Source organism: Hoyosella altamirensis, from assembly GCF_014191505.1.
GTDB classification, from domain to species: domain Bacteria; phylum Actinomycetota; class Actinomycetes; order Mycobacteriales; family Mycobacteriaceae; genus Hoyosella; species Hoyosella altamirensis.
Window position 1 is genome coordinate 954,269 of sequence record NZ_JACHWS010000003.1, and the last position, 17,959, is coordinate 972,227.

Here is a 17,959-nt window from a genome sequence, read left to right on the forward strand (position 1 = left end):
ATGGCTAGGGGCCCGTAGGCAAAGGCAACCGCACCGCAGCTGCGGTAATCTTGATCAATAGTTCTGAACATGTTCTTTATCGACGCCGCTAAACAGGAGCGCCGGATGCCACCACGCACGCGAAACAAGACGACCGCACCCGGGGCAGCCGAGTCAGCCAACGGAACCGGGTCCGCCGCCCAGCGCGAGCGGCGCAAGCGCATCCTCGACGCCACCCTCGCACTAGCCGCCAAGGGCGGATTCGAGGCCGTGCAGATGCGCGCGGTTGCCGAGAACGCAGGCGTGGCACTGGGGACGCTTTACCGCTATTTCCCCTCGAAGATCCACCTGCTCGTTGCGGCGCTCGCTCAGGAATTCCAGCTGGCAGGCGAGAAACTCGACCGCAGCAAGATCCCTGGAGAAACCGCCGCCGACCGTCTTCTCTACGTGTTCGAACGGAACACGACCGCGATGCAGCGCAACCCGAATCTGACGGAAGCTATGGTCCGCGCGTTCATGTTCGCCGACACAACTGTCGCGCTCGAGGTCGAGCAGGTCGGCCAGCTGATGGAGGACATGTTTGCGCGCGCCGCGGGGATCGATAACCCCACAGAACATGATCGAGCGATATTTCACCTCATCGCCGATACCTGGATGGCTAATCTGATCGCATGGGTCACACATCGCGTCTCCTCGGCAGACGTGCATCACCGCATCGAACTAGCCGTTCGCCTGCTTCTCGACAAAGAATAGATCCGGTTCTTCTTTACGCTCCGCTTCCCACAAGATTCGGAGCGAATCTCGCGACTCCCGCCCATTTCTTTGACACAAGAACGTGTTCTACATAGTATTGCCTGCATCACAGCACGCACGGGAGCGAGGGCGATGAGTACAGCCGCGGGTGTACCGCTCAGAGCTGTCGGTGACTTCTTCGGTTTCGTCGCCCAGACAGCACGCGCGCTCCTTCGACCGCCTTTTCAGGCTCGCGAGTTCGTCGACCAAGCCTGGTTCATTGCGCGGGTCTCGCTCGTCCCCACCCTGCTGATGGCGGTGCCTTTCACGGTGCTCGTCACTTTCACACTTAACATCCTGCTCCACGAAATCGGTGCCGCTGACCTCAGCGGTGCCGGTGCGGCTTTCGGTGCGGTCACCCAGGTCGGCCCGATCGTGACTGTCCTCATCGTCAGCGGCGCAGGTGCTACCGCTATCTGCGCGGACATGGGAGCACGAACGATCCGTGAAGAAATCGACGCGATGCGCGTGCTCGGAATCAGCCCGATCCAGCGCCTCGTTGTTCCTCGCGTCCTCGCCTCGACGCTCGTGGCACTGATGCTCAACGGACTCGTGTGCACCATCGGCATCCTCGGCAGCTACGTCTTCTCGGTGTATCTGCAGGACGTCAACCCGGGCGCCTTCATCGACGGTCTCACGCTGCTCACCGGCTTCTCCGAGCTCATGATCTCCGAGCTTAAAGCCGCGATGTTCGGCATGATCGCGGGCCTTGTCGCCTGCTTCCTCGGCCTGAACGTCAGCGGCGGGCCGAAGAGCGTAGGCGCTGCAGTTAATCAGACGGTGGTCTTCGCGTTCATGGCGCTCTTCGTCGTCAACGTGGTCATCACCGCGCTCGGCATCAAGATCACGGCGGTGTAGGAATGGCAGCATCGAGAGAAACCGAGGCAGCCGTCTTCGCCGCGCGCTTTCCTAAAACAGCCCGTCGCGGGAAGCGCGTTTCCGGCGCGGTCGACGCCATCGGCGATCACGCGATCTTCTACTTCAAGGCACTCGTGTATGGACCGCGTGCTGTCATGCATGCACGGCGCGAAACTGTCCGCCTGATCGCCGAAGTCGGTATGGGCACCGGGGCCCTCGCGATCATCGGCGGCACCGTCGTGATCATGGGTTTTCTCACGATGTTCGCGGGCGGCACCATCGCGGTGCAGGGCTTCAGCTCGCTCGGCAACATCGGGATCGAAGCGCTGACGGGTTTCTTCTCGGCGTTCATCAATGTCCGAATCGCTGGTCCCGTGATCGCGGGCGTTGGCCTGGCCGCGACGATCGGCGCGGGATGCACCGCGGAACTCGGCGCGATGCGCGTCTCCGAGGAGATCGACGCCCTCGAGACAATGGCCGTGCCCTCTCTCCCCTACCTGGTGAGCACCCGTGTTATAGCCGGAATGATCGTGATCCTCCCGCTGTATTCGCTCGCCATCATGGCGTCGTTCTTCGGTGGCCGCTTTGTGACAGTGCACATCTACGGCCAGTCACCTGGCCTGTACGACCACTACTTCTCCACCTTCCTGAGGCCTGTCGACCTTTTGTGGTCCTTCGGGCAGGTCCTGGTCATGGCAATTGTGGTGATGCTGATCCATTCGTACTACGGGTACTACGCGTCGGGCGGCCCGGTGGGTGTCGGCGTTGCGGTCGGCAAAGCAACGCGCGCTTCCCTCGTCGCTGTCGTGACAGTCACGCTGATCATCTCGCTCGCGGTGTACGGTTCATCGCCCAGCCTGGACCTGACGGGCTAGGTGCACAGTGGGGGAATCAAGTAAGCAGAAGAAGTTCGCCGCGCTCGGACTCGTAGGCCTCCTCGCTGCGATCGCGATCCTGACGTACGCGATGTTTACGGGGCGGTTCACCGCAACCGAACCGGTGACGGTCTTCTCGTCGCGGTCCGGGCTGGTGATGGCGCCCGACGCCAAGGTGAAGCTCCGTGGGGTCGACATCGGCCTGGTGCGCGCCGTCTCTGAAGTGCCTGGTGGTGCCCAGCTGGAACTCGACATTTATCCCGCACAGCTGGAAAAGCTCCCCAGAACGTGCGGGTTGAGATCAGCGCGACAACCATCTTCGGAGCGAAGTACGTGCATTTCATCGATCCCGAAAACCCAGACCCCACGCCCCTCCCGGCGGGTGCCACGATCAATGCCGACGCCGTCACAGTCGAACTGAACACGGTCTTCCAAAACCTCACCGAGTTGCTCCAGCGCATCGAGCCCGAGAAGCTGAACTCCACGTTGGGCGCGATTTCCACCGCGCTGCAAGGACGAGGACAGGAAATCGGGGACCTCATCACCCGCTCGCACGCATACCTCGGAGACATCAACCCGAGTTTGCCGGACCTGCACAACACCACCGCAGCGAGCGCCGAAGTCACCGAACTCTATGCCGCTGAGGTCGACAATTTCCTCAACGTCGTCCGAAATACGACCGGCATCAGCGGAACAATCGTCGAGGAGGAACCAAGCCTCGATGCGCTGCTCCTCGACATCATTGGTCTCGCCGACACCGCCAACAGCGTCGTCTCAAACTCGGAGGACGACATCACCACAGCGCTCAGTCTGCTACGGCCCACGACACGACTGCTCGACAGGTACTCGCCTGCACTCAACTGCATCATCGAAGGTCTCGATAATGCACGCCCGATCGCAGAAGACATCTTCGGTGGAATGCAGGAGGGCATCGCCCTGAACTCCGGGTTCATGTACGGGGCTGAGCCGTACACCTATCCGAATGACCTTCCTAAGGTCAACGCTGGCGGCGGGCCCAACTGTTTCGGCCTCCCGAACCCGGTACCAGGAGCGATACCGAACTATCTCGTCACGGACACCGCGAATACCCCGTATCTGCCCAGTACACGCCTCATTACTGACGCTCCCCGCGTGTATCAGATCATGTTCGCTGGCATCCCGGGGGTCGGCGAATGACCTCACGCGGCGCGGGCATCAAGATGCTGATCTTCAGCCTAGCTATGGGGCTGGTTTTCGCTGGACTGGCAATCGTGTTCAGCGAGGTGCGCTTCTCAGCCACCGAACCGTACTCAGCGACGTTCACCAGTGTGTCTGGGCTGCGCCCCGGTGACAAAGTGCGCATCGCCGGCGTTCAAGTTGGAACAGTTCGCGATGTCCGCGTCGAAGACGACAATCTCGCACACATCGACTTTCGCGTCGAATCGCGCTATTCAATTCTCACCAGCACGAACGCCACCGTCCGGTACGAGAACCTCGTCGGCGACCGATATCTGGAACTACTCGAGGGGCCCGGCCCCACGGATACGCTGGCGCCTGGGGACGCAATACCCGTGTCGCAGACATCGCCAGCGCTGGACCTCGACACGCTGCTCGGCGGGTTCCGGCCGCTGCTGCGCGCCCTCGATCCCGACGAAGTCAACGAACTGTCGTATGCATTGCTCAACGTCTTCCAGGGCCAAGGCGACACGCTCGTATCACTGCTGGGCAGGTCAGGTTCCTTCACCCAGACCCTCGCTGACCAGGATGAGCTCATCGGCAGCGTAATCAGCAACCTGACCGCCACACTCGAAATGCTTGAGCAGCGTGACGACCAGTTCTCCGACACGATCGGTCAGCTGCAACGACTTGTCTCTGACCTTTCCGAAGACCGTGATCCGATCGCGGGTGCCGTGCCCCGGCTCGCGCAAGCAACCGGGAATCTCGCGGAGCTCTTCGAGTACAACCGCCCGCCAATCCAGGAGGTACTCGCGGAAACCAACCGGACCGCAACCCAACTCGACGCAGGCCGGGACGAGATCCAGTGGGTCCTCGACAACCTGCCAGAGACGTATCGCATGCTCACCCGAATCGGCTCGTACGGCTCATTCCTGCAGCTGTATGTGTGCTCGGTGCAGGCGAAGTTCACCGGTCCGGAAGGCACCGAAATCATGGTCCAGCTTCCTGGCGCTCAGGTGACAGGGAGGTGCGCGCCGTCATGAGTGTTCGCAAGCCAATGCGGCCGGAAATCAAGGGCATCATCGGGATCGTCGTCACGATCGTGATCGTTGTCGCCGCACTGCAATTCGACAACATTCCGCTGTTCCGGTCGGAGGCCCACTACACCGCCAACTTCGCCGACGCGGGGGGTTTGCTGCCAGGCGATCCCGTCGAGGTGGCCGGTGTCAAAGTCGGCGAGGTCGACACCGTGGAACTCGACTTCGACAAAGTTCTTGTTTCGTTCACTGCGAATCGATCGCTGCAATTCGGCGATCGCACCTCCGCAGCGATCAAAACCAACACCATCCTCGGCCGAAAGTCGCTGCACGTCCTTCCTGAAGGTCGCGGAACTCTCAGCGCTGAGGACACTATCCCCCTCGACCGGACCACGTCCCCCTATTCGCTGAACGACGCACTCGGCGATCTGAGCACCACAGTTCATGATCTCGACACTGACCAGCTGGCAACAACTTTCGATGCTATGGCCGACTCGCTGACTGACACTCCACCGCATGTACGTGCCGCTCTCGACGGTGTCAGCCGTCTCTCCGAGAGCATCGAGGCCCGCAACGAGGAACTCTTGGCCCTGCTGGCTTCCGCCAGCACCGTCACCGGGGTGCTCGACGAACGGGCCGACCAGATCAACAGCTTGCTCGTGGACGGCAATCAGTTGCTCTACGAACTCGATCTGCGGCGGTCCGCGATCAGCGAACTGATCACCAACACTTCCGCGCTCGCCCAGCAGCTCAGCGGACTCGTGCGCGACAACGAACAGCAAATGGGCCCCACGCTTGAGCGGCTCAATTCGGTGCTCACGCTGTTGCGGGAAAACGACGACAACCTCAAGCGGTCGATTGACGGGCTCGCCCCCTACTCGCTCGCCCTCGGTGAGCAGGTCGGAAGTGGCCCGTACTTCCAGGCTTACGTCTCTAACTTCGGGTCAGGGAAACTGCTGCAGGGTCTCGTGGATGCACTGGTGTGGCCGGAGAACGTCCCCAACGATCTGCGCCACTACCTGCTCGAACCTCCGCCATCGATCGAAATCCGGGACGGTGAACGATGAGGGCAATCCCGTTCGCGTCGCACTTCAGCAGGAAACGAGCAATCGTTGCGGGCATCGCCGTGTGCGTGGTCCTCATCGCCGCAATCGCCGTGCAGCTCTCGCGCGGTGATCGAACCGAAATCGCTGCGCTTTTCCCGTCAACTACCGGACTTTATGTCGGTGACGACGTGCGCGTGCTCGGCGTGACAGTAGGGAAAGTCGACGAGATCGAGCCGCACGATGGCGCGACGCGCGTCACCATGTCGATCGATCCGGAGGTCATGGTTCCTGCGGATGCGTACGCCGCAATCATCGCGCAATCGCTGGTATCGGGACGGTTCATCCAGCTTGGCCCCGTCTATACCGGTGGAACGCCATTGGAGGACGGCGCGGAGATTCCGCTTGAGCGGACGACGGTGCCCGTCGAATGGGATGACATCAAGACGGAACTCAGCAGCCTCGCAGGTGCACTCGGTCCGGTGGATGACGACACCGATGGCTCATTCAGCCGCGTCATCAGCACGGCAGCAGAAAACCTCGACGGCAACGGCGCTGAACTGAACCGTGCGCTGTCCGAACTCTCGCAGAGCATGGCGACACTCGCTGACGGACGGCACGACCTGTTCGCCAGCGTTCGCAACCTCCATCGATTTGTCGCGGCGCTGTCGGGTGCGAATGACCAGATCGTTCAATTCGGGGGACGGCTCGCGTCGGTGTCAGACGTTCTCGCCAGCAGTTCCGATGCGCTCGGTGGCGCTCTCGACGATCTCGACATCGCGATCGGTGATGTGCACGGTTTCGTGTCAGACAACCGCGCCGCCCTCGCCGAAAGCGTCGACCAGCTCGCACACACCACCGAAGTGCTGGAGTCGAAACGTCCAGAAATCGAGCGGGTACTGCACAGCGGCCCAACATCGCTGACGAACTTCTATCAGATCTACAACCCCGCGCAGGGCACCTTGACAGGCGCGATCGCGCTGAACAACTTTGCGAACCCCGTCAATTTCCTGTGCGGTTCAGTTGAAGGGCTTCAAGCCAACCAATCCGATCACAGCGCCAACCTGTGTGTGCAATACCTCGCACCGATCCTGAACTCGCTCGCCCTCAACTACCCACCGCTGCTGCTGAACCCTGCCACCGGAGTGCAAGCGTTCCCAGAGCAGATCCAGTACAGCACGCCCGAACTAGCTGGCCGGGTCCCTGCTGAGCCGCCCGCGGCTCCAGCACCGGCACCGAATCAGGTCCCCCGCGATCTCGCGTCGCTGCTGATGCCGGGAGGTAACTGATGAGAATCACCCGCAGTGCCCTCGCTCGCGCCATCGTCCTGCCGACCGCGCTGGCCGTCACCTTGACCGTGTCAGCGTGTGAGTGGCAAGGCATCAACTCGCTGGAACTGCCGGGCGCCCCGGGCACCGGAGGTGATTCGTACTCCGTTCGCATCGAAATGCCCAATGTCACCACATTGACCCGCAATTCACCGGTTCGGGTGAACGACGTTGCCGTCGGTTCCATCACTGGCATCGAGGTGCAGGACTGGCAAGCCATCGTCACGGTCTCCATCGAGGACGGAGTTGTCCTCCCAGCCAACGCGACGGCAAAGATAGGCCAGACCAGCCTCCTTGGGTCCACGCACCTCGAACTCGCTGAGCCGGTGGACGAACTGCCCGAAGGCAGGCTCGGCGATGGTTCCTTCATCCCGCTCGAACGTGCGGGCGTCTACGCGACAACGGAACAGACCCTCTCGGCGCTGTCTGTGGTGCTCAATGGTGGTGGACTCGCTCAGCTACAGGACATCACGCGGGAACTCAACCTTGCGCTCGGGGGCAATGAAGCAGAAGCCCGGGAACTCGTCAGCCACCTCGATGTACTCGCCGCAGGTCTCGACGAGCAGCGCCACGACATCATCGACGCGATGTCCGGCCTGGACCGGCTCAGCCACTCGCTGGCCGCCGAAACGGACACCATCTACGCCGCGCTAGACGAAATTCCCCCTGCACTCGATGTGCTCATCGAACACCGCCCCAACCTGACCCAGGCGCTGATTTCGCTCAGCGAACTCGGGGACACCGCCACGCGGATCACCGAAGAATCCGCAGAGGACCTGCAGGCCAACCTCGAGAGCGTCGTGCCTGTCCTCGAGGCGCTCGCAGATAGCGGCAACAGTCTGACCGACGTCCTCAGCCTGATGTTCACGTTCCCTTTCCCCATGAAAACCGTCGGCAACGCCGTCAAAGGTGACTACGCGAACTTGATGATGACGCTCGACCTCACCGGTCCGCGAATGGACTCCAACTTCCTCACCGGTGGGCCGCTTGGCGGTTCGCTCGGCGGAGTCGAAGGGACTCGCGGTAGCGCGTCAGGGCAGGTGAGCGGGCGATGATGCTCACCACGTTTGCCCGCGCGCAGCTCGCGATTCTCGCGATGCTGTCAGTGATCGGTATCGTCACGGTGTCAGCGGTGTACATCAGTTTGCCCGCGCTCGCGGGTGTGGGCCGCTACGACGTCACCGTGGAGTTCGAGGGGTCTGGCGGCCTGTACCGGCACGCGAACGTCGTTTACCGCGGAACCACCATCGGGGAGGTACGCGGCGTCGAACTCACCCCCGAGGGAGTGGCCGCACGGCTCTCGATCAGTAGCAATTTCAGCGTGCCCGCCGACCTCAGAGCGACAGTCCGCAGCGTGTCCGCGGTGGGTGAGCAATACGTTGACCTGATACCGCAAAGCACCGGCGGAGAACGTCTCGCGCACGGCGCCGTCATCCCCGCCTCGGAAACGGAGCTGCCGCAGGACGTCGGTCCGCTCCTCGACCAGCTCGACCGCATGGTCGACAACATCACCGGCGCCGATCTGCAACTCGTCGTTGATGAAGCGTTCGATGCGTTCGCTGGTGCTGATTCGGATATTCAGCGGCTGATCGATTCGGCTAATCTCCTCCTCGAAGAAGCAGAGCTGCACACTTTCGAGACGCAAGAACTGCTCGCCCAGGCTGGACCGCTTCTCGACACGCAGGTAGCGAGCGCTGACGATATCCGGGCCTGGACACGCAACCTGTCAACATTCACCCAGCAAGTCCGGGAAAGCGACGCGGCACTGCGCTCGGTGATCCGGCAGGGACCCGGCGCCGCCCAAGAAGCCAACATGCTTTTTCAGGACATTCGGCCGACACTTCCGATCCTGATGGCGAACATGGTCAGCTTCGGCGAGGTTGGCGTGACTTATCATCCAGGAATCGAACAGGTACTGGTCACTTTCCCGCCACTGATCGCAGCGCTGTACCGGGCCGCCACTGGCGGGCCGCGGGACGAAGGCGCCCTCGTGGACTTCCACCTGCAGCTGAACGATCCACCGGCTTGCACGACCGGTTTCCTGCCACCAAGTGAACGCCGCTCCCCCGCAGACTTCACCACACCGGACACGCCGCCGGGCCTGTTTTGCCAGGTCGCGCCGGAAGGCCCGGAAGCGGTTCGCGGTGCACGCAACACGCCCTGTATGGAAGTGCCTGGACGCCGCGCCGCGACACCTGAACAGTGCCGGTCCGGGTACACACCGCTGGGCACGAATCCACCGATCGGGGACCCCGCGCCAGTCACCCAGGGAACGGTGACGCCAAGCAGCTACGATCCGCGTGCCACCGCCCGGCCGTACGACACGTCAACCGGTCTGTTTACGGGACCGGATGGGCGAACGTACAGTCAGCCAGGTCTAGCTGGACTCGACGCGGGTGACAGCACCGACTGGAAAACCATGATGATCAATCAGCAGGGTTTATGAACACGATCGAAAACGAAGAGCACACGGCCCGCAGCAGGCCCCGGCGCCGCGCCCAGCGCCCGGCAGGTCCACCCGGTGCTGCAGCTGATGCCGCAGCTGAGATGACTGCGCGCGCGGAGGTTCAGCAGGCACCCCCCAAGTCCAGAGCCAGAACTATCACGCTCGCGGTGGCCCTGGTCGTCATCGTCGGTCTTGGCGCTGCAGCTGGGTATTTGTTCTTCCAACTGCGGGCAGCGGATGCCCGCGATGCGCAGCGTCAGGACTACTTGCAGGCCGCGCGGCAAACGGTGCTGAACCTGACGAGCATCACCCCCGAGACAGCGCGGGATGACATTGACCGAATCCTCGCCACGGCCACGGGTGAGTTCGAGCGCGAATTCGACGGGCGCATCGACCCCTTCGTCAGCGTGGTCGTCGAAGCGAATGTCGCAACCGAAGGCGAAATCATCGAAGCTGGGCTCGAAAGCGAAACAGACAGCGGCGGGACAGTTCTCCTCGCTGCCCGCACCTACGTCACCAACGTCGCGCAGACCGAGCCCCAGCCGCGTGACTTCCGCCTGCGGGTGTCGATCGTCGAGGAAGACGGTGTGATGAAGACATCGAACGTGGAGTTCGTCCCATGAGCCGCTCGCAGGTCCTCACCACCGTGGTCGCGGGCGTGCTCGTCGCACTGATTGCGCTCGTGGCGTTTCTCGGTTACCGCGTGTGGGAAGACAACACTGCAGAGCAGGCGCGGGAGCAAGCGGTCCGCGCGGCGAGTGAACAGGCCGTTGCCATTCTCGGCTACGACCACCACACCGTCGAGACTGAATTACCCACCGCGGCCGAAGGACTCACCGGCAGCTTCCGGGACGAGTACGAGACGCTGATACGCGAAGCGATCATCCCCGGAGCACTCGAGCAGGAACTCAGCGTTGACGTGACGGTGGCAGGGACATCGATCGTCTCCGCAACAAAAGACACCGCTGTAGTGCTGTTGTTCCTCAACCAGGTCACCACCAGCAGCGAGAACCCGCAGGCAGCACTCACCGGCAGTCGTGTTCGAGCGCATATGGAGAAGTCCGGGGAGCAGTGGCTCATGGCGGGGCTAACCCCGATCTAACTCAGTTTGTCGAACCGCTCGAGCGATTTCTTGATATCACCTTTGAGCGCACGAGATACCCCGAACCCGATCGGTCCGGCAACGAGCGGGCCGGTGAAATCAACGTCCAGTTCGACTGTTGACCCGTCCCCCGATGAACCGATCTCCAGCGCCAGGGACACTTTCGTGCCACCGACGCCCTCACCACTAAGAGCCACACGACGCGGTGCCGCATACTCGGTTACTTTCCAGTCGATGCGATTACGCATCCCCTTGACTGACACCACGGATGTCACCGCGGTGCCCTCGCCGATCTCAGCGGGCAGTTCGCCACGCCAGCCGTCATGTAAGGTCAGCCACTCGCCGAAGCGCGAGAGATCCGAGGCCCGCGCCCATGCCTCGCCGGGTGTGAAGTGAGTCTTGAGCGAGACGGTCGTGCTTGCCATCAGGGGGACAACCTTTCAGTCGGTGCGCGTCACCGGTAATTCTGATACCCACGCCACGCTCGGCGCCGGACGGCGCGCGGATCATTTTCGACCCTGTCCTCCGAATCGAAGATCTTGGTGCTGCGGGCAGACGCTTCGTAGGCTGGCCAATCCTTCATCGGTGTCCCCTGCTGCGCGAAACTCAGCCAGTGCTGTTGCATACGTTCGCTGAGGCTGGCGAGCTGAGAGCGCCCTCCGACCGTGGTGAGGGCCTTCGCCGCCCTGCTGTCGAGTGTTCCGAACACGGCGGGGAGTTCCGTGGCGTGGGTTGCACCCATTCGCAGCATGCGCAGCAGCCGCGGCGCGAAGTCGTACCGGTACATGTAAGTAGGTGCCGCCTGACTGTGGCCCTCGGCCGCCTCGACGGTGGGATGCCAGAAGATGACGTCGCCACCGATGTCAGTCGCGGCCCGGCGGCCCGGGTAGTCCGGATATGCGGCGATCACGTCGTCACGTTTGCTGGGGTCGGTCTGGGCGAACATCAACTCGATCATCGGCACCGTCGTAGGGATGGTCTCCCCCATGCGGGCGAACAAGGCACCTTCCCGGTCCGTCGTGCCGATGATGAGCGGAATCGGGTGCGCCTCCCCCGCGGCGAAAACCTCCGCCGGCCGCCGCGGCAGAAAGTCACCGTCGATGACGGGGCTGAACGTCATCGTGCCGGGGAATTTGCGGACCCGGCGTTCCTTCAAATCAGCGCTCGCCTCCACGAACTCCTCAGCAGGCACGCGGCCAAGCACTTCTGTGGTGTGTGATTCGAGCACGTTGAGGATATCCAGGAAGTCCCGTGCGGTGCCTTCCGCTCGTTCCGGTTCGTAGGCAGCCGCGACCGCGGGACTTTGCGCGATTGCACGCGCGAAAAGTCCACGTGCCTGCGGCACGGTCATCAGGGTGGTGACCGAGATCCCTCCTGCGGATTCACCGAAAAGCGTGACGTTGCTGGGGTCACCACCGAAACCTGCGATATTGTCGCGCACCCACTCCAGCGCCCTCACCTGGTCACGGAGCCCAACGTTGGTGTCGAATCTGCGGCCAATTCCGGAGAATGAAGAAAGGTCGAGGAACCCCAGGGCTCCCAGGCGGTAGTTGAAGGACACGAACACCACTTCGCCGCGTTCGACAAGCCGGGAGCCGTCGTACACATCAAGGGCCGCGGAACCACTCGTGTACGCGCCACCGTAGATGTACACCAGCACGGGGAGTGGCTTTTCGTGGCGCCGTCCGCGTGGCGCGATCACGTTGATCGTGAGGCAATCTTCATCCATCGTGACGTCCGAAGACGCGGGAGCCGTTATGCCGCGCGGAATCTCCTGCGGGGGAATCGCTCCGAACTGTGTCGCGTCACGGACGCCCTGCCAGCGGTGCGGCAGCTCGGGCGCCCGGAAACGTAGTTCCCCGACGGGCGCGGCGGCATAGGGTATGCCTCGCCAGACCCGGGCCGTGTCTGTGACATAGCCCCGGACCGCGCCGCTCGTCGTTTCGACGTCGGTTTCGGCAACCGACGTTTCGGGATGGTGGGTCACAATGCCCACTCTCGCGCCGATAGGTGCGTGATGTCCAACGAGCGACGAAATCGATGCCAAGGCGATAACAATTTCGTGCCCACAGTCACAGCGAAGCCCCGGAGTGACGGCGTGTCACTCCGGGGCTGGCTTTTGGGCCTGTTGATGGTGCCTGGACCTCTCCGGTCTAGTGGGCTACTGCTTTCTCTGCGCCCACACCGGTGAGAGAACGAACCTCCATTTCAGCGTTCTTCTCGGCGTTGCCCGTGTCCTTCGAGAGGACCGAACCGAGGTAACCGAACAGGAAGCCGAGCGGGATGGACACGATGCCCGGGTTCGACAGTGGGAACCATGCGAAGTCCATGTTCGGGAGCATGGCGGTCGGGGCGCCGGACACTGCTGGGGAGAAGATGATCAGAATGATCACGGAGGCGAGGCCACCGTAGATGCTCCACAGCGAGCCGGTCGTGTTGAACCGCTTCCAGAACAGGGAGTACAGGATCGTCGGCAGGTTCGCGGAAGCGGCCACCGCGAAGGCGAGAGCGACGAGGAACGCGATGTTCTGACCGTTGGCGAGGATACCCAGCCCGATTGCGAGGGCACCGATCACGACGGCGGTGATGCGGGAAACCCGAACCTGCTTCTTCTCATCGACATCACCGTTTTTCAGCACGTTCGCGTAGATGTCATGAGCGAACGAAGCTGAGGCGGTGATCGTGAGACCCGCGACAACCGCGAGGATCGTGGCGAACGCGACCGCCGCGATCACTCCGAGGAGGATTGTGCCGCCGAGCTCGTAGGCCAGCAGTGGTGCAGCAGAGTTCTGTCCGCCCGCTGCGCCGAGGATGCGTTCCGGCCCAACGATAGCCGCCGCACCGTATCCGAGGATCAGGGTGAACAGGTAGAACGCGCCGATCAGGGCGATGGCCCACACAACCGACTTACGGGCTTCCTTTGACGTGGGCACCGTGTAAAAGCGCATCAGGACGTGTGGCAGACCCGCGACACCAAGGACGAGCGCGAGGGCTAGCGAGATGAGATTCAGCTTCGACATTTCGCTGATGCCGTACTGCGCGCCCGGTGCGAGCACATCGCGGCCGCCTTCAACTGTGGAGTTGACGGTGTCCTGTGCGGAGCCGAGCAGACTGGAAATGTTGAAGCCGAACTTCCACAGCACCAGTGCGGACATGACGCCTGCGCCTGTGATGAGCAGGAAGGCTTTGATGATCTGCACCCACGTGGTGCCCTTCATTCCGCCTACGAGGACGTAAACGATCATGAGCGCGCCGACGACGGCGATGATCAGCGACTGGGTGGCGCGGTCGTTGACGTCGAGCAGCAGCGCAACGAGACCACCTGCGCCCGCCATCTGGGCGAGCAGATAGAACAGCGAGACGACCATTGTCGAGGTCGCAGCGGCAGTACGGACAGGCTTCTGGCGCAGCCGGAAACTCAGCACGTCAGCCATCGTGAACTTGCCGGTATTGCGCAGTAGTTCGGCGACAAGAAGCAGAGCGATCAGCCAGGCGACGAGGAAACCGATTGAGTACAGGAATCCGTCGTATCCGAACACAGCGATCGCGCCAGCGATTCCGAGGAAGCTCGCGGCAGAAAGGTAGTCGCCAGAGATCGCGATGCCGTTCTGCGGTCCGGAGAATCCGCGGCCGCCGGTGTAAAAGTCAGCGGCGGTTTTGTTCGTGCGACTGGCGCGGATGACGAACACCATGGTCGCCGCGACGAAGAGCACGAAGATCGACATGTTGATCAGCGGGTTGCCGACCATTGAAGAGGACTCTTGAGCGAGGATGTTCATGCCGTTGTTCCTTCCATTTCCTCGCGGATCGCGGCAGCACGCGGATCAAGATTGCGGTTGGCGAAGATGATGTACCACGCGGTGATACCGAACGTGGTGATGAACTGGCCTAGCCCTAGGAGCAGGCCGACGTTGATGTTGCCGAAAACGGGCGTGCCCATGAACCCGGTGGCGTACACCCCGAGCAGCACGTAGAGCAGGTACCACCCCAGGAAGAACACGGTCATCGGGAAGACGAAGCGGCGGAGCCTCCGGCGGAGGTCCTGGAACTCTGGGCTTGCCTGGACGCGGACGAAATCTTCAGCAGTGACAATCCGGGGCTCGGGAGTCTGCTCGGCCGGTGAGGCGAGGACTGGCGGTGCGGTCACGGTAGCTCCTCGACGGTTGCGGGCCCGGCCTTACCGGCGCCCTTGGGATTTGACGTGATGCCCCGACGTTAATGAGAGCTGAGTCACAAATGAGGGCTGTGGTTCGGGTCACACGCCGAGCAGCACGACCGTGCGCTGAGCGGTCAGTGGGGCGCGACGAGCGGTGAACGGTATGTGCCTGCAGACGCGGTTTTCAGCCCCGGCCCCAGCGCTCGATCGCGCGGTCGCGCACCATCCCGAATCGCTCCGGGATATGCATGCGCGTGAAGGTCCGGGCGACGTCCGGGCGGACCGTGGAGGCGGTCGCGCGGCTCACCGTAATCATGGTGAGGAATGCGAGTGGCACTGTCACCGCGGCGGGGTGTGTGAGTATTGCCGCTGCCCAGCCTGTTGAGGGACCGAAACCGAGCACTGTGACGAGCACCGCGATGAGGCTGGAGATCCCGCCCGCAAGCAGTCCGCTTGCTGCGCCGGCGACAGTGAGGCCACGCCACCAGATTCCCAGCAGAAGCAGCGGCGCGAATGTTGACGCGGCAACCGCGAACACTAGCCCCACAGATTGGGAGAGGTCGAGACGGGTGGCAGCGAGCGCGAGGCCCATGACAGTGACACCGGCGATCAGGGCGCTCAGCCGGAAATCGCGGACCCTGCCGCGCAGAACGTCAGTCGAAAGCACACCCGCCGCACAAACCAGGAGACCGGATGAGGTCGACATGAAGGCAGCGACCGCACCAGCCGCCACCATCGCCGCCAGTATCTGCCCCGCCAGTCCCGTGAACACAGCAGAGGGCAGCAACAGCACCGCTGCGTCTGATGTTCCGGTCAAAAGTAGTTGCGGCACGTATACGCGCGAGAGCACGCCGAGGATGACGGGAAACAGATAGAAGATCGCGAGGAGGCCGATCACGATCAGGCTGGTCCAGCGCGCGAGACTGCCGGTTTTATTCGTGTAGAAGCGGACGAGCACGTGCGGCAATCCGAGCGTTCCAAGGAAAGTCGCGAGAATCAGCGAATACACCTCATACAGCTCAATCCCCGCGCCATCACCGCTGCCCGTCCCCAGTCCCGATCCGGGCTGCAGCCAGTCGGCACCTGAAATCGGCGCACCGGCAACGACGGGCACTGGGGTTCCTTCCGGAAGCAGCAGCTCGGTACCCGCCTGTATCGAATGCTCACCCGGCAGCAACGTGGTGGCGGTGCCGTCCATGGTCAGCGCGACGGGCACGTCGGTGCGCACCACGACATCCGTTTCGACGCTGATCGTGGTATCAGAGCTGACGACGGGTGGGAGGGGTTCACTGAGTGGCCGTTGCTCTGTCAGGAAGAACACGGCGATCGCGATCGCGGGTATCGCGAGTGCGGTGAGCTTCAGCCAGTACTGGAATGCCTGAACAAAGGTGATGGAACGCATCCCGCCGGAGGCAACATTCGCGATGACGATGCCGCCCACAACCGCGACCCCCACCCATTCGGGGAAGCCCAGGATGATCCGCAACGTGAGACCGGCGCCCTGAAACTGGGGCACCATGTAGAGCCCCACAATGAGCACAACGAAAACCATGGTGAGCTGTCGAAGACGTTCGGACGCAAGCCTGAACTCGGCGAAGTCCGGAACAGTGTAGGCACCCGAGCGACGCAGCGGTGCTGAAACGAACATCAGCAGAAAGAGGTAACCAGCGGTGAAGCCCACTGGATACCAGAGCGCATCCGCGCCGTATTTGGCAATGAGCCCGGCAACGCCGAGAAACGATGCGGCAGAAAGGTACTCACCTGAGATCGCGGCAGCGTTCAGGCGCGGGCCCACCCGGCGCGACGCAACGAGGAAGTCCGAGGTTGTGCGCGCGAAACGGACCCCGAGTGACCCTACGATGACGGTTGCGAGCGCCGCCAGAAGGACAGCGGTCAGGGTGAGCACCGCGCCACTGCCGTACTGCTGAAGGCCACTCATCAGTGTCTGATCTTCTCAGTGTCTAGTCTTCGACAAGTTCGGAGAACTGCTGTTCATTACGTTCGGCTTGACGTACATAGACCCAGCCCACTCCCGCGAGCAATGGATAGATCGCGGCACCGAGCAGCAGCCACGCCAGCTGAACACCTCCTACTGTCGCCGCCGCAAGCCCCGGCACCAGCCAGAAAGCGAGCGGCAGCACGCCAACGCTGATGATGACGAGCAGCGCCAGGCGCAGCGCGAGACCGAGCTGCGTCCGCATGAGCCCCGCGACAAGTACCTCGCCGACGCGTGTTTGTTCTTCCAATTCGATCCGCGTACGGACTGGCCGGGCACCGGCGCGATGGGACAGGACGACGCGCTCACGCTGCGGTCGCGGGCCACCCCGCGTGCTTTCGGGATCGGGCATTGTGGCCTCCCTGCTATTTCGCTTGCCAAGATTGCATCGGGCCGCGCACAAGCCGGTCCTTCAGCGCTCGGGTGTGCCTGCGACTCACCGGCAGTTCCACAGGCCGCAGTTCCCGCTCACCCCGAAGCGTGACGACGTACCCGGTGCCCGCGCTCTTGAGTCCCGTCACGAGGCGTAACGACACTAGGTAGGAGCGATGGACGCGAATGAAACCAGCGTCGGCCCACCGATCTTCCAGAGTGGCTAACGGAATTCTGACCAGGTGTGAACCTGCCGTGGTGTGCAGCCGCGCATAATCACCATCTGCCTCAACCCACCCCACCGTGGAGCGTCGTACGAGGGTGGTGACGCCGCCGAGTTCTACCGGGATGACCTCATCGGAAGGCTGCGTGGCGGGAGGCGGCGGGGCAGGTTTCTCAACTGTGCTCACCTGTTTTGCCCGGTGCTCGTGGATTCGGCTCATCGCCTGCGCCAGCCGTTCAGTTCGCAGCGGCTTCAGCAGATAGTCGACGGCACCGACATCGAAGGCGTCGACGGCACGGTCGTCGTGCGCGGTGACGAACACAACGAAGGGCGGCTTCTTGAAAGCACTGATTATTCCAGCGAGCTCGACGCCGTCGAGTCCAGGCATCCGGATGTCGCTGAAGACCGCATCAATACTTTCGCTGCGGAGGATCCGCAATGCGCTCGTCGCATCGTTCGCCGCGTGAACCTTCCCGATCCCGTCCTGCTCACGTAGCAGGTACACGAGCTCATCGAGGGCAGGGACCTCGTCATCGACAGCCAGAACCGTCAGCGGCGCGGAGTCGGCTCTTTCCATGCTGTCCATCATGCCGGGCC

19 protein-coding genes are annotated in these 17,959 nt (G+C 62.6%); 12 read left to right on the top strand and 7 right to left on the bottom strand.

The genetic code is table 11. From position 1 onward, the window contains the following. The first annotated feature begins 105 nt into the window (after positions 1-105). The 12 genes from kstR (at position 106) to FHU29_RS18575 (ending at position 10,615) form a co-directional block, all read left to right on the top strand. Entirely contained in the window at positions 106-732 is a 627-nt protein-coding gene (gene kstR, locus FHU29_RS18525) for a cholesterol catabolism transcriptional regulator KstR (RefSeq protein ID WP_083962468.1), read from the top strand. Positions 733-864: 132 nt separating this feature from the next. Next, positions 865-1,629, top strand: coding sequence for an MlaE family ABC transporter permease (locus tag FHU29_RS18530; protein WP_064441832.1), 765 nt, complete (start codon positions 865-867; stop codon positions 1,627-1,629). Between the two features lie 2 nt (positions 1,630-1,631). Next, on the top strand, positions 1,632-2,504 hold the full coding sequence (locus FHU29_RS18535) for an MlaE family ABC transporter permease (protein WP_064441834.1): 873 nt from the start codon (positions 1,632-1,634) through the stop codon (positions 2,502-2,504). A 7-nt stretch (positions 2,505-2,511) separates the two neighbouring features. Then, positions 2,512-2,925: an MlaD family protein gene (locus tag FHU29_RS23385; RefSeq protein ID WP_232323044.1), complete on the top strand. Its 414-nt coding sequence runs from the start codon at positions 2,512-2,514 to the stop codon at positions 2,923-2,925. Continuing rightward, the gene (locus FHU29_RS18540) at positions 2,838-3,680 is read left to right on the top strand and encodes an MCE family protein (protein ID WP_232323045.1); all 843 of its coding nucleotides are present in this window, start codon (positions 2,838-2,840) and stop codon (positions 3,678-3,680) included. Before FHU29_RS23385 ends, FHU29_RS18540 begins: the two co-directional genes overlap by 88 nt. Further along, positions 3,677-4,702 carry an MCE family protein gene (locus tag FHU29_RS18545; protein WP_064441839.1) on the top strand — a complete coding sequence of 342 codons (1,026 nt, stop codon included), beginning with the start codon at positions 3,677-3,679 and terminating at the stop codon, positions 4,700-4,702. The genes FHU29_RS18540 and FHU29_RS18545 overlap by 4 nt, the downstream gene beginning before the upstream one ends. Continuing rightward, positions 4,699-5,763, top strand: a complete 1,065-nt coding sequence (locus tag FHU29_RS18550; protein WP_064441917.1) for an MCE family protein — start codon at positions 4,699-4,701, stop codon at positions 5,761-5,763. The genes FHU29_RS18545 and FHU29_RS18550 overlap by 4 nt, the downstream gene beginning before the upstream one ends. Further along, positions 5,760-7,028 carry an MCE family protein gene (locus FHU29_RS18555; RefSeq protein WP_064441841.1) on the top strand — a complete coding sequence of 423 codons (1,269 nt, stop codon included), beginning with the start codon at positions 5,760-5,762 and terminating at the stop codon, positions 7,026-7,028. Before FHU29_RS18550 ends, FHU29_RS18555 begins: the two co-directional genes overlap by 4 nt. Next, positions 7,028-8,122, top strand: a complete 1,095-nt coding sequence (locus FHU29_RS18560; RefSeq protein ID WP_064441843.1) for an MCE family protein — start codon at positions 7,028-7,030, stop codon at positions 8,120-8,122. Before FHU29_RS18555 ends, FHU29_RS18560 begins: the two co-directional genes overlap by 1 nt. Beyond that, positions 8,119-9,513: an MCE family protein gene (locus tag FHU29_RS18565; RefSeq protein WP_064441845.1), complete on the top strand. Its 1,395-nt coding sequence runs from the start codon at positions 8,119-8,121 to the stop codon at positions 9,511-9,513. Before FHU29_RS18560 ends, FHU29_RS18565 begins: the two co-directional genes overlap by 4 nt. Next, on the top strand, positions 9,510-10,136 hold the full coding sequence (locus FHU29_RS18570; RefSeq protein WP_157095320.1) for a flagellar basal body-associated FliL family protein: 627 nt from the start codon (positions 9,510-9,512) through the stop codon (positions 10,134-10,136). Before FHU29_RS18565 ends, FHU29_RS18570 begins: the two co-directional genes overlap by 4 nt. Continuing rightward, a complete protein-coding gene (locus FHU29_RS18575; RefSeq protein WP_064441846.1) occupies positions 10,133-10,615 on the top strand; it encodes a hypothetical protein in 483 nt (160 codons plus the stop codon). Before FHU29_RS18570 ends, FHU29_RS18575 begins: the two co-directional genes overlap by 4 nt. Here FHU29_RS18575 and FHU29_RS18580 read toward each other — a convergent pair. The 7 genes from FHU29_RS18580 to FHU29_RS18610 form a co-directional block, all read right to left on the bottom strand. Continuing rightward, positions 10,612-11,040 (bottom strand): type II toxin-antitoxin system Rv0910 family toxin, encoded by a 429-nt coding sequence (locus FHU29_RS18580; RefSeq protein WP_064441848.1) that lies wholly within the window; start codon positions 11,038-11,040, stop codon positions 10,612-10,614. The genes FHU29_RS18575 and FHU29_RS18580 overlap by 4 nt on opposite strands. 29 nt (positions 11,041-11,069) lie before the next feature. Next, the gene (locus FHU29_RS18585) at positions 11,070-12,611 is read right to left on the bottom strand and encodes a carboxylesterase/lipase family protein (protein ID WP_064441850.1); all 1,542 of its coding nucleotides are present in this window, start codon (positions 12,609-12,611) and stop codon (positions 11,070-11,072) included. A gap of 157 nt (positions 12,612-12,768) precedes the next feature. Then, complete coding sequence (locus FHU29_RS18590; protein ID WP_064441852.1) at positions 12,769-14,394, bottom strand: solute symporter family protein; 1,626 nt, start codon at positions 14,392-14,394, stop codon at positions 12,769-12,771. Next, complete coding sequence (locus FHU29_RS18595) at positions 14,391-14,762, bottom strand: DUF485 domain-containing protein (protein WP_064441854.1); 372 nt, start codon at positions 14,760-14,762, stop codon at positions 14,391-14,393. The genes FHU29_RS18590 and FHU29_RS18595 overlap by 4 nt, the downstream gene beginning before the upstream one ends. Before the next feature lie 193 nt (positions 14,763-14,955). Then, complete coding sequence (locus FHU29_RS18600) at positions 14,956-16,710, bottom strand: sodium/solute symporter (protein WP_064441856.1); 1,755 nt, start codon at positions 16,708-16,710, stop codon at positions 14,956-14,958. Between the two features lie 22 nt (positions 16,711-16,732). Then, positions 16,733-17,119 carry a hypothetical protein gene (locus FHU29_RS18605; RefSeq protein ID WP_064441858.1) on the bottom strand — a complete coding sequence of 129 codons (387 nt, stop codon included), beginning with the start codon at positions 17,117-17,119 and terminating at the stop codon, positions 16,733-16,735. A gap of 13 nt (positions 17,120-17,132) precedes the next feature. After that, the gene (locus FHU29_RS18610; RefSeq protein WP_423785885.1) at positions 17,133-17,939 is read right to left on the bottom strand and encodes a LytR/AlgR family response regulator transcription factor; all 807 of its coding nucleotides are present in this window, start codon (positions 17,937-17,939) and stop codon (positions 17,133-17,135) included. Positions 17,940-17,959: the final 20 nt, after the last annotated feature.